This window comes from Neisseria shayeganii 871, assembly GCF_000226875.1.
GTDB lineage: Bacteria > Pseudomonadota > Gammaproteobacteria > Burkholderiales > Neisseriaceae > Eikenella > Eikenella shayeganii.
In genome coordinates, this window is sequence record NZ_JH164926.1 from 672388 (window position 1) to 683454 (window position 11067).

Annotated in this window: 13 protein-coding genes and 1 pseudogene; 4 read left to right on the top strand and 10 right to left on the bottom strand. The window is 58.0% G+C overall.

From position 1 onward, the window contains the following. Positions 1-180: 180 nt before the first annotated feature. The 4 genes from HMPREF9371_RS03070 to plsY form a co-directional block, all read right to left on the bottom strand. The gene (locus HMPREF9371_RS03070; RefSeq protein WP_009118423.1) at positions 181-1428 is read right to left on the bottom strand and encodes an MFS transporter; all 1248 of its coding nucleotides are present in this window, start codon (positions 1426-1428) and stop codon (positions 181-183) included. Positions 1429-1431: 3 nt separating this feature from the next. Then, positions 1432-1560, bottom strand: a complete 129-nt coding sequence (locus HMPREF9371_RS13780; protein WP_269596739.1) for a hypothetical protein — start codon at positions 1558-1560, stop codon at positions 1432-1434. Then, positions 1557-2231, bottom strand: a complete 675-nt coding sequence (locus HMPREF9371_RS03075; RefSeq protein ID WP_009118425.1) for a hypothetical protein — start codon at positions 2229-2231, stop codon at positions 1557-1559. Before HMPREF9371_RS03075 ends, HMPREF9371_RS13780 begins: the two co-directional genes overlap by 4 nt. Before the next feature lie 105 nt (positions 2232-2336). Next, on the bottom strand, positions 2337-2960 hold the full coding sequence (gene plsY / locus HMPREF9371_RS03080) for a glycerol-3-phosphate 1-O-acyltransferase PlsY (RefSeq protein ID WP_040660079.1): 624 nt from the start codon (positions 2958-2960) through the stop codon (positions 2337-2339). A 54-nt stretch (positions 2961-3014) separates the two neighbouring features. On the opposite strand from plsY, the gene folB reads away from it, so the two are divergent. Further along, positions 3015-3380, top strand: a complete 366-nt coding sequence (gene folB, locus HMPREF9371_RS03085; RefSeq protein ID WP_040660717.1) for a dihydroneopterin aldolase — start codon at positions 3015-3017, stop codon at positions 3378-3380. A gap of 15 nt (positions 3381-3395) precedes the next feature. Here the strand turns inward: folB and HMPREF9371_RS13110 are convergent. The 6 genes and pseudogenes from HMPREF9371_RS13110 to phaR form a co-directional block, all read right to left on the bottom strand. Beyond that, a pseudogene (locus HMPREF9371_RS13110) lies at positions 3396-3586 on the bottom strand (ATP-dependent exonuclease). A 76-nt stretch (positions 3587-3662) separates the two neighbouring features. After that, a complete protein-coding gene (locus HMPREF9371_RS10995) occupies positions 3663-4193 on the bottom strand; it encodes a CNP1-like family protein (RefSeq protein ID WP_156786980.1) in 531 nt (176 codons plus the stop codon). A 155-nt stretch (positions 4194-4348) separates the two neighbouring features. Further along, complete coding sequence (locus tag HMPREF9371_RS03095; RefSeq protein ID WP_009118429.1) at positions 4349-4735, bottom strand: hypothetical protein; 387 nt, start codon at positions 4733-4735, stop codon at positions 4349-4351. 45 nt (positions 4736-4780) lie between these two features. Then, entirely contained in the window at positions 4781-5611 is an 831-nt protein-coding gene (locus HMPREF9371_RS03100) for a PhzF family phenazine biosynthesis protein (protein WP_009118430.1), read from the bottom strand. Between the two features lie 94 nt (positions 5612-5705). Beyond that, positions 5706-6353 (bottom strand): adenylate kinase, encoded by a 648-nt coding sequence (adk, locus tag HMPREF9371_RS03105; RefSeq protein ID WP_009118431.1) that lies wholly within the window; start codon positions 6351-6353, stop codon positions 5706-5708. Between the two features lie 91 nt (positions 6354-6444). After that, entirely contained in the window at positions 6445-6915 is a 471-nt protein-coding gene (phaR, locus tag HMPREF9371_RS03110) for a polyhydroxyalkanoate synthesis repressor PhaR (protein ID WP_009118432.1), read from the bottom strand. A gap of 201 nt (positions 6916-7116) precedes the next feature. Here phaR and HMPREF9371_RS03115 point away from each other — a divergent pair, with 201 nt between their 5' ends. The 3 genes from HMPREF9371_RS03115 (at position 7117) to ilvN (ending at position 10825) form a co-directional block, all read left to right on the top strand. Beyond that, on the top strand, positions 7117-8247 hold the full coding sequence (locus HMPREF9371_RS03115) for a M14 family metallopeptidase (RefSeq protein WP_040660721.1): 1131 nt from the start codon (positions 7117-7119) through the stop codon (positions 8245-8247). A 311-nt stretch (positions 8248-8558) separates the two neighbouring features. Beyond that, the gene (ilvB, locus tag HMPREF9371_RS03120) at positions 8559-10337 is read left to right on the top strand and encodes a biosynthetic-type acetolactate synthase large subunit (protein WP_009118434.1); all 1779 of its coding nucleotides are present in this window, start codon (positions 8559-8561) and stop codon (positions 10335-10337) included. Continuing rightward, complete coding sequence (ilvN, locus tag HMPREF9371_RS03125; protein ID WP_009118435.1) at positions 10334-10825, top strand: acetolactate synthase small subunit; 492 nt, start codon at positions 10334-10336, stop codon at positions 10823-10825. The genes ilvB and ilvN overlap by 4 nt, the downstream gene beginning before the upstream one ends. The last annotated feature ends 242 nt before the right edge of the window (positions 10826-11067 follow it).

The window sequence follows — 11067 nt, forward strand, 5'->3', positions numbered from 1 at the left end:
CAGCCTGTGGCACTTTGGGTATGTATTGGGACGCAGTAAGCAAACCGCCGCCATTCCCTTAACAGGGCATGGCGGCGCTTGCTAAGTGGGTTTGCCGAAACAGATTACAGAAACAACAGGCTACCTGAAAACGCACCACTCGTTTCAGGTAGCCTCTACTCCTCATCAGGCGCCTCCACTTTAGCCACCCGCCGTCTGCTGGCGCGCGACTTTCTGCTCCCGAATCGGCAGGTTTAGCAAAGCTGCGGCCGCGGCCAGCGCCATATCGGCATACCACATCCAGCCGTAATCACCGAAGCGGGTAATCGCCCAGCCGCCGAGATAAGCCCCGAAAAAGCCGCCGATTTGGTGCGACAGCAAGGTGAGACCAAACAGAGTGGCCAGATAACGCAAGCCGAACAACTTGCCCACAATCGCCGCCGTTGGCGGCACGGTGGCCAGCCAAGTCAAGCCCAGCCCGGCGGCAAACAGGTAAAACACGGTATCGGTGCGCGGCATCATCAAATAGGCCGCCACCAAAGCCGCACGCGAGGCGTACATCCAAAACAGAATGTATTTGCTGCGCCAGCGGCCGACACACCAGCCGGCCAACACGCTGCCCACCACGTTCGCCATGCCGATGATGGCCAGCGACCAAGATGCCACCGCCGGCGGCAGCCCGCACAAGGCCACTTCTGTCGGCAAATGGGTCACCAAAAACGCAATATGGAAACCGCAGGTGAAAAAACCCAGATGCAGCAGAATATAGCTGCGGTCGCGGAACGCCTGCGCCAGCGCCTGTGTCCAAGTTTGGCCGTCGGCCGCTGCACCGGCGGGCAAGCGTTCGGGCGGCGCGTCGCCGCGGGTGAGGAAGCGCGACACCGGAATCGCCAGCAGGCTGATGCCCGCCAACACATACATCGCCCCACGCCAGCCCGCCGCCGGCAGCAAAATCAGCCCCTGCACCAGCGGCGCAAACAAAAACTGCCCGAAAGAGCCGCCCGCATTCACGATGCCGGAGGCCGTGCCGCGCCAATGCGGCGGCACTGTATTCGCCACCTGGCTCATCAGAATCGAAAAACTGCCGGCGCCCGCACCCAAGGCCACCATCACGCCCACCGTCAGCGTCAGCCCCCAGGTGCCGGGCAGCCAGGGCACCAAAGCACAGCCCAAGGCCAGCAACAGCGTGCCCCACAGCATCACCTGCCAAGCACCGTAACGGTCGGCCAATGCGCCGGTGAGCGGCTGCGACACCCCCCACATCAGCTGGGTGACCGCCATGGCGAAGCTCACCGCCGAAATACTGAGCGCGGTGTCGCGCACCATCGGCTGCACAAACAGCCCCAGCGACATGCGTATGCCCATGGTAATCATCAGCACCGATGCCGCAGCCGCTACCAAGAGCCAAATGCGGCCTTCCATTGGCGCATGTCCCACCATATCTTTCATATCTTAAAGATGCGCGTACCAGGCGAGATTGTCGCCGCACTCTGGGGCGATTTCCGTGCGCACCGGGTTGTATTGGAGGAGAAGTGTATGCTTCAGACGCGCAAGAATGTCGGCAAGCGGCGGCAGGGTCACGGTGTGCTCCCTTGGATTTTGCGCAGCGGGTCGCCGCCGTGAGCGCCCCAATAGGCGACATAGTCGGGCGCATCGCGCAGCAGCCAGTAGCGCAGGCATTCTTCGGCTTCCTTGGCTTTTCCGCTGTCCACGGCATCAAAATAGCCCTCGCGAAACTCTTGGGCTTGCGCGCGTTTTTCCGCGTTGTAGCGCCGTGCGGCGGCAGCGTTTGCATCACTGCTCATGCGTACCCAGAACGGCAAGGCCTGTTGCACGAGGGCGGCTTCAAAATCGTCCATCACCGCATCAAGGTTGCCGCCCTCGGCCGCCACACGCCAGAGGCTCATATCCTTTTTGCGCCCGCCGCCGGTCTGGCTTGGCGCGCCATCGCATTGCACGCTCATCAGATATTGCGTGCCCCAATAAGGCTCTCGCACCTGCAAATAGCGCTCGACGATGGCCTGCTCATCGGCATCGAAATGGTAAATGCCCGCCACGCAATCAAAGGCGCTATCGGCGCTTGGCCGCCCGATGTGTTGCAAATGCGCATTCAGTGCGCGACTGGCGGCATACCACACCTGTCCGTCAGCGAGACGGTAATAGCTGCGGCCGATATGGTGCTGAAAGCCCTGCGCCTGCAAATGCGACCACAGGCGCTTGTGTAGGATGGCGAAAATTTTACGGCTCATCATGATTTTCTCCTGATCACTATTCTTCTTGTTTTTCTTCCCGCCCCAAGCTCCCTCATATACGCCGTGATGTGTTTGTGCGATGTAAAAATAATAAAGGCATGGTTTCTATTCCGCTTTTTCCCCGATTTTTCCTTCTCGGCCGCTCAACAAATTGCGGATATTGCTGTGGTGGCGCACCAGCACCAACACGGCAATGATGACCACGGCCCACACCCACGAGGACTTGTCCACCAGCCAATAGGCCGCCAGCGGGCTGATGGCGGTGGCCGCCAACGCGGCCAAGGAAGAAATCTTCAAGCCGAAAGCCAATATCAACCACACCGCGGCACAAATCAGCGCCACCGGCCAACACAGCGCCAACAACACGCCCAGGGCGGTGGCCACGCCTTTGCCGCCTTTGAAACCGAAAAACACCGGCCACATATGGCCCACCAGAGCCGCCACCGCCACCGCGGCAATGCCGGCATCGCTCAATCCCGCCGCATCTTGCAGCCAACGTGCCAGCAGCACCGCCACCAGGCCTTTGAGTGCATCGCCCAACAGCGTGAGCGCCGCTGCCTTTTTGCGGCCGCTGCGCAGCACATTGGTGGCGCCCGGATTGCCCGAGCCGTAGGTGCGCGGATCGTCCATACCGTAATATTTCGACACCAGCACCGCAAACGAAAGCGAACCCAACAAATAGGCCGCCGCCACGGCCACCCAATCGGCCGCAGAAAATAAATCCAACATAGCGCTATTACTTTGCATAAAATGGGAAGCGGATTCTATCACGAGGGCCAAGCCATGAACGACACCGTTTTCCTACACGGTTTGAAAGTAGATACCCTGATCGGCGTGTACGACTGGGAGCGTACCCGCCCCCAAACCATCCTGTTCGACATCGACATCCATACCGACCTCTCCGCCGCCGGCGCCAGCGACGAAGTGGACGACACCGTGCATTACGGCGAAGTGGCCGACACCGTGCGCGCCGGCGTCAAAGCGCAACAGTTCTTCCTGCTCGAAGCCTTGGCCGAATATGTAGCCACGCTGATTTTGAACAATTTCCGCTGCGAACGCGTGCGCCTGCGCGTGGTCAAACCGGGCATCTTGCCCGATGTTCGCGAAGTGGGTATTTCGATTGAACGCCGACGCGGTGCCCAGAGCTAAACACCTAAAACGACCCTAAAAATCAGGCTGAGACCTTTGCAAAACCTCCAGATGTGGATGCAGTTCAAGGCGTAGCCGCGCAGCGAACGTGAACGCCAGGAATCCCTGTGGGACAGACATATCATCTAGATAGGCAAGTGAGCGAGCAGTACCCATAGGGCATAAACGCACAACGCAGAAATGCGCCGCAGATGGGGGTGTTGCAAAGGTCTCAGGCTACCTGAAAACCACCTGCGCAGAAATGCGCGTGATTGGTTTTCAGGTAGCCTGATGGGCAGGGGTTTAAGAGCGTTTGCCGAAGCGGTGCAAAAGCTGCTCGGCCTCTTCGGCACTGCGCGGGATGCCGTCTTCGCACAAGATGCGCATCAGGCGGCCGCGCACGGGGTCGGCAGTGGTGCGGTAGTTGTCATAAAGCCGCCATTGCGTGTTGCGCGGGGCAATCCAGCGGCGGTTGCTGTTGTCGCCAAAGGCAAACGGGCGCTGATGCAGGTCATGGCAGCGGATGCCTTCGTAAGTGTAGTTCGGCTGGCCGCCCGGCGAACGGATGGCCAGCACATAACGCAAGCTGCCGTCGGCGGCTTTTTCCAAAGGCAGCAGCACTTCGGCCTGATTGGCATAGGTTGGGTTCACATATAATTGAAACCAGTTGCCGCGCCCGGCCTCGGGATAGTCGGGCAGGGTAACCGCCGCTTCGTTCCAAGCCCGCTCGTTTTCGAATTGGTGGCCGTAACGCTCGGTAAACGGCATATAGTCTTCGGCGGCAGCGGGCAGCGCAGCCAGCAGCGCCAGCATCACAATCAGTTTTCTGTTCACAGGATTATCCTCAAGGCTGGTAGCGTTTCAAAATTTCATTCACACGGCAGCGGCCAAGGGCAGGCAGAGTACGGCCGGAAGTAGGTATGTTTTAAGCCCATTACAGCAACTATCGATGCGGTTTCAGGTAGCCTCAAATAGCCGGCCCGCTGCTGTTACGGACGGCCTTGGGTTTGGCTTTGATAGCGCTTCAGCATATCGTCCAAGGTGCGGTCGATGTTGCTGCATTGGCGGCGCACAGCGTTTTCATCAATGCCGCGGCTCTGCTGCCGCTCAATATAGGTGCTCAAATCATGTTGCAGCCGTTTTTGTGCCGACTCATCCAGCTGCCGGTCGCAGATTTCGATCTGTTTGCCCATTTGTTCGGCCACATTTTCCAGCACCGCATCCGACGGCAGGCTTTTTTCATCGCACACTTGGATAAAAGCCATCAGCTGCCACGTGTCTTGCACCAGCCTCAGGCATTGCGGGTAAACGCCCTGCCCGGCAGCGGCCAAAGGCAGGCAGAGTACGGCCGGCAACAGGTATGTTTTCAAATCCATCACAGTCACTCTCGATATGGTTTCAGCTAGCCTCAAATCTTTGCGTTACGCACCCAAAGGCGGGGACGATGCGGGCAGATCTATCCTGCCTTCCAGATAAACCACGCAGCGGCCTGTAATATACACGGCATCATCGGTAACACGGCAATGCAGGCGGCCGCCACGTGCCGAGGCCTGATAGGCGGTCAGTTCGGTTTTGCCCAATCGGTGCGCCCAAAACGGCGCCAGTCCGGCGTGAATCGAGCCGGTCACGGCATCCTCGCTGCCGCCGTTGGCCGGCCAAAAATAGCGTGAAACAAAATCATGCCCGCTATCCGGCTCGGCCGCCGCCGTCACCACCACATCGTAAGGGGCGAGCTGCTTCAGGATGTGGTCATCGGCGCGCACATTCAACACATCAGCGGCATGCGGATAGACAACAAAATAGGCTTGCGGGCTGCGCAACACTTCGCGGGGCGCAATGCTCAAGCCCTTGCCCAGCGCTTCCGGAACGGAATCCACCGCTTCGGCAAGGCGCGGAGGGAAGCGCATCTGCAAACCGTCGGCATGGCGCGTCACCGCCAATTCGCCCACCGCCTCGGCGTGAAAATACAGCGTTTCCGCCTGCGGATGGTCGTCAAACAATGCCCAAGCCGCCGCCAGAGTGGCATGGCCGCAAAAGTCGATTTCCGTTAACGGCGAAAACCATCGGATGCGGTAATGCCATGCTTCGCCTTCGGCAACGACAAAGGCGGTTTCCGCCAGATTGTTTTCCGCCGCCACCGCCTGCATCAACGTTTCAGGTAGCCAATGCGGCAATATCATCACCGCAGCCTGGTTGCCGCCAAACAAAGTGTCGGTAAAGGCATCGATGATGCGGATGGGGTAATGCGGCATCGGCTCTGTCTTAATTGTCGATTGAATATTGATGACTCAGGCAGCCTTTTTTTAATAGGCGCAAAGGCTACCTGAAAGCTTGTCTAGGCAAACATTATTGGCCCAAGGCACCCAATACTTCGGCTTTCACCGTTTCTACCGGACGGGTGCCGTCCACCTTGATGTATTTGGGCGCGTTGCTGCCGCTTAAGCCACTATAAAAGCCGATCAGGACGGCGGTTTGTTCATGATAAACCGCCAAACGGTTTTTCACGGTTTCCTCTTTGTCGTCATCGCGCTGCACCAAGTCTTCGCCGGTTACGTCGTCTTTGCCTTCGGTTTTCGGCGGGTTGAATTTGGTGTGGTAGGTACGGCCGGAAGCCAAGTGCACGCGGCGGCCGCTCATGCGCTCCAAAATCACACTGTCGGGCACGTCGATTTCCACCACGGCATCCAAATCCACGCCGGCTTCGCGCATGGCTTCGGCCTGTGCCAGCGTGCGCGGAAAGCCGTCGAACAAAAAGCCGTTTTTGCAGTCGTCTTGCGCAATGCGCTCTTTCACCATACCGATGATGATGTCGTCGCGCACCAAACCGCCTTCGTCCATGATTTTCTTGGCTTCCAAGCCCAGCGGGGTGCCGGCTTTGATGGCGGCGCGCAACATGTCGCCGGTGGAGATTTGCGGAATATTGAAGGCGGCGGTAATGAATTGCGCCTGAGTGCCTTTGCCTGCGCCGGGCGCGCCGAGTAACAATACTTTCATTGGGGATTTCCTGTTGTAGTGGGTGACGGAAAGGGTTTCAGGTAGCCTGAACCCTGCGTGGCGGGCAGCCGAAACGGCCGCCGGTACGCGCTTATTCTTTGGGCAACCAGCCGATGGTCTGCCAAAACTGCAGCGACTGTTTTTGAAGCTGCTGTTGCCATTCGGCCAGCGAAGCGGCGGCGGGCGGGAAGGCGAAGGGTTGCAGCCAGTTTTGGCCGCCGCCCTGCATCTGTTTCTGCATGCCCTGCTGCCAGTCGGCAAAAATGCGCATGTTTTGTTCTAAAAACGGGGTGAGCATGGATTGCGAAGTGTGGCCGTAGATGCGGATGAATTGGCGCAGCATGTCGTTGCTCAAAATCGGGCGGCCGCCGGTTTCTTCTTCCAGCAGAATCTGCAGCAGCACTTGACGGGTCAGGTCTTCGTCGCTTTTGGCATCGCGCACTTCGATGTCTTCGCCTTCCAAAATCATCTGTTTCACATCGGATAAAGTGATGTAGCCGCTGATGGCGGTGTCGTACAGACGGCGGTTGGGGTATTTTTTGATCACGTGTTTGGCTAACATGGCGTTTCTCCTTGTTCCGACCAGCGGTTTGTTTTGTGCGCTGCACAGTTTAGAACCCCTGTCGGAAAAAATCCAGCTTTTTTGCCCCTGCCGAGGCGGGTGCCTGCCGGCACGGCATGGCTGTGCAGGAAAGCGTTTTCCCCGCCTGCCCGATGCTATACAATGCCGCCGTTCCCATTTTCCCTTTTTCCGGAAACCGACATGCCCAAAATCAGCAGTAATTTCGACGCCGGCGCCATCACCGTTATCGACGCCGCCGACAGCAGCAACATCCGCCTCAACCTGCGCGGCGACAACGCATCCGAATTCAAACAGTGGTTTTACTTCCGCCTGCAGGGTGCGGCCTACCAGCCCTGTACCCTGCGCATCGAAGATGCCGGCACCGCCACCTACCACTACGCCTGGCCCGACTACCAAGCCGTGGCTTCTTACGACCGCAGCAACTGGTTCCGCGTGCCCACCCGCTATGAAAACGGCGAGCTCATCATCGAACACACCCCGCTGGCCAACAGCGTGTATTACGCCTATTTCGAGCCCTACTCCCACGAGCAGCACCTCAACCTGCTCGGCGAAGCACAAGGCAGCGGCCTGTGCCAAATCGACGACTTGGGCAGCACCGTGCAGGGCCGCGACCTCAACCTGCTCACCATCGGCAACCAAGCAGCCAGCGACCTGAAAATCTGGGTCATCGCCCGCCAGCATCCCGGCGAAAGCATGGCCGAATGGTTTATCGAAGGTTTCCTCGCCCGCCTGCTCGACCACCAAGACCCCACCGCCCGCGCCCTGCTCGACCGCGCCACTTTCTATGTAGTGCCCAATATGAACCCCGACGGCTCCGTACTCGGCAACCTGCGCACCAACGCCGCCGGTGCCAACCTCAACCGCGAATGGGCCGAGCCTACCTTAGCCCACAGCCCCGAAGTGTATTACGTGCGCGAGAAAATGCACGAAACCGGCGTCGATATGTTCCTCGACATCCACGGCGACGAAGAACTGCCCTATGTTTTCGTGGCCGGCACCGAGGGCGTACCTTCCTACAACGAACGCATCGCCGCCTTGGAAAGCGCCTTCAAAACCGCCCTGCTGCAAGCCAGCCCCGATTTCCAAGACGAGCACGGCTATGAAAAAGACGCACCCGGCCAAGCCAACCTCGGCATGGCCACCGCCTACGTGGGCGAAACCTTCCGCTGCCTGGCCTACACCTTGGAAATGCCGTTTAAAGACAACCACAACCTGCCCGACGACGATTTCGGCTGGAACGGCCAGCGCTCCCTGCGCCTGGGCGAAGCCATGCTCAGCGCCATTCTCGCCGTGATGCCGCAGCTGCGCTGACTCCTCCCGCACCCCAACCGCAGTTACATTTTCCCCCAGCAAAACAGGCTACCTGAAAGCTTTTTCAGGTAGCCTGTTTTGCTGTCGCTTTTTCGTTTATCCCCCTTGTTTTTTATGCTGCACTGCGGTATCTTGCCTTTTCCTTTTTTAACACAAGCCCTGCATCTCGCTTGATTGATGCAGCGGACAGATTGCCACCGGCCATTGCCGCCCTACGTACCCGAAACCGTGCGGCGGCAATCAGAGCATTACCGTGCTGGGGTGGGGCTGCCGCCGCCTATCAGGAGACGTGCAACACAGAAGAGGTCATTATGCAATTATCAGGTGCACAAATACTGGTGCAGAGTCTCAAAGCCGAAGGCGTGGAATATGTATTCGGCTATCCCGGCGGCGCCGTGCTGGAAATTTACGACGCATTATTCCAACTCAATAAATTCAAACACATTTTGGTGCGGCACGAGCAGGCGGCGATACACGCAGCCGATGCCTATGCCCGCACCAGCGGCCGTGTCGGCGTGGCATTGGTCACTTCCGGCCCGGGTGCCACCAATGCGGTTACCGGCATTGCCACCGCTTATTCCGATTCGATTCCGATTGTGGTGATTTCCGGCCAGGTAGGCACGCCCGCCATCGGCTCCGACGCCTTCCAGGAAGTGGACATGGTCGGCATTACCCGCCCCTGCGTGAAGCATAACTTCTTGGTTACCAGCGTGGGCGAATTGGCGGAAACCGTCAAGAAAGCCTTCCAAATCGCCCAAACCGGCCGTCCCGGCCCGGTGGTGATCGACATCCCGAAAGACATCACCCAGGCGATGGCGAAATTCAGCTATCCGCAAGAAGACATTTTTATCCGCTCCTATCAGCCGGTCACCCAAGGCCATACCGGCCAAATCAAAAAAGCGGTGCAGGTTTTGGCCGCAGCTAAACGGCCGCTGATTTATTTCGGCGGTGGGGTGGTATTGGGCAATGCCGCTCCCGAATTGACCGAGTTGGTGAAACTCACCGGCGCGCCGTGTACCGGCACCCTGATGGGCTTGGGCGCCTATCCCTCTTCCGACCGCCAGTTTGTCGGCATGTTAGGTATGCACGGCATGTATGAGGCCAACTTGGCCATGCAGCAGGCCGATGTGGTGCTGGCCGTAGGTGCACGCTTCGACGACCGCGTGATCTCCGTACCGTCTAAGTTTGCTGCTTCACCTAAAAAAATCATCCACATCGATATCGATCCTTCGAGCATCGCCAAGCGCGTGAAAGTGGACGTGCCGATTGTGGGCGACGTGAAAAACGTCTTGCGCGACATCATCGGCTTGTGGAAAAAACAAGAGCTGGCCCTCAGCCCCGCCTCGCTGGAAAAATGGTGGCACACCATTGAAGCTTGGCGCGCCCGCGACTGCCTGTGGTTCGAGGAAAAAAGCGATGTGATTCTGCCGCAGCAAGTGGTACAAACCCTGGCCCGCCTCACCAACAACAACGCCATCATCACATCTGACGTCGGCCAACACCAAATGTTCGCCGCCCAATATTATCCGTTCGAACGTCCGCGCCAATGGCTGAACTCCGGCGGCTTGGGCACCATGGGCGTCGGCCTCCCCTATGCCATGGGCGCCTACTTGGCCGACCCGAGCAAAGACGTGTGCTGCATCACCGGCGAAGGCTCGATTCAGATGAACATCCAAGAGCTTTCCACTTGCTACCAATACCGTCTGCCGGTGAAAGTGGTCAACCTGAACAACGGCTATTTGGGCATGGTCCGCCAGTGGCAGGAGTTCTATTATTCCGACCGCTATTCCGAATCCTATATGGATTCACTGCCCGATTTCGTGAAATTGGCCGAAGCCTACGGACACGTTGGTATGCGCATCGAGAAGCCGTCCGATGTGGAAGGTGCACTCAAAGAAGCCTTGGCGCTGAAAGACCGCTTGGTATTTATGGACTTCATTACCGACCGCACCCAAAACGTCTTCCCCATGGTGGGCAACGGCAAAGGCTTGGACGAAATGGTGCTGCCCCCACATATGCGTGAAAGCAAAGCCGACAGCGATGTAAACGATGTGAACGACCGCGATTACGACACAAGGAGCGTACCATGAGACATATTTTATCCATCCTGATGGAAAACGAATCGGGTGCGATGAGCCGTGTCGTCGGCCTGTTCTCCGCCCGTGATTACAACATCGACTCCCTCTCCGTCGCCGCCACCGAAGACCCCACTCTTTCGCGCATGACTATTGTCACCCGTGGCGACGAAGCGGTTTTGGAACAGATCACCAAACAGCTGAACAAATTGATTGAAGTGGTGAAGGTCATCGATCTGAATGACAGCCGTTTTGTCGAGCGTGAATTGATGCTGGTCAAAATCCGCGCCGTCGGCAAAGACCGCGACGAAATGTTGCGCCTGACCGAAATCTACCGCGGCCGAGTGGTGGATGTAACCGACAAAACCTACACCATCGAAATCACCGGCACCAGCAGCAAATTGGACAGCTTCCTCGAAACCGTCAGCAAAGGCCTGATTTTGGAAACCGTACGCACCGGTGCCGCTGGTATCGGCCGCGGTGAGCGGATTCTGAAAATTTAAACTGTTTTGCAGGCACATCAATCAGGTATCCGGCAAAATGCCGGATACCTGATTTGTTTCTAAGTGAACAAGTAGTGCACAACGCGGGATGCGCTGTGGATGGCGGTTTTACAAAAGACCCTCAGTGACACACCCGTACCGACAGCGTTGAGGCTACCTGAAAGATTCAAGCTGATTAGGGATTCCGGCACAATCGCTTGCCGGCACCCTGCCTGCGCCCCCCATACAAGCACAATCAACCT